Genomic DNA, 483 nt, shown 5'->3' with positions numbered 1-483 from the left:
GCATGAACGAGCCCGCGCATCGCGGTCAAACGAGCTAAGCTTGTGGTCGGTCACGCTCGATCGGAGGCGATATGAACTACCGAAGGCTGGGACGTTCCGGATTGCAGGTCAGCGAGCTGTCGATCGGTTCATGGGTCACCTACGGCAACCAGGTGGATCGACGCGCCGCGCGGGAATCGCTGGCTGCCGCGCGCGACGCCGGCGTCAATTTCTTCGACAACGCCGAAGTGTATGCGGGCGGCAAATCCGAGGAGATCATGGGTCATGCGCTCAAGTCTCTCGGCTGGCCGCGCATCAGCTATGTGGTATCGACGAAATTCTTCTGGGGGCTCGCGGAAGCGCCGAATCAGTACCACACCCTCAACCGCAAATACCTGCTGAACGCGATCGACGCAGCGCTGCAGCGTCTTCAGCTCGACTACGTCGACCTCGTGTTCTGCCATCGTCCCGATCCCAATACGCCGATCGAGGAAACCGTATGGG

At 60.9% G+C, this 483-nt stretch carries 1 protein-coding gene; it reads left to right on the top strand.

The features are described from left to right. Nucleotides 1-71: 71 nt before the first annotated feature. Nucleotides 72-483 (top strand): aldo/keto reductase (locus tag J5M67_RS28135; protein WP_207888636.1); only part of this gene is annotated, 412 nt, incomplete at its 3' end.

It is taken from the genome of Pseudomonas sp. 30_B (assembly GCF_017491605.1).
Classification (GTDB): Bacteria; Pseudomonadota; Gammaproteobacteria; order Pseudomonadales; family Pseudomonadaceae; genus Pseudomonas.
The sequence above is the reverse complement of the archived record's forward strand: the minus strand, read 5'-3'. Positions and strand labels throughout refer to the sequence as shown.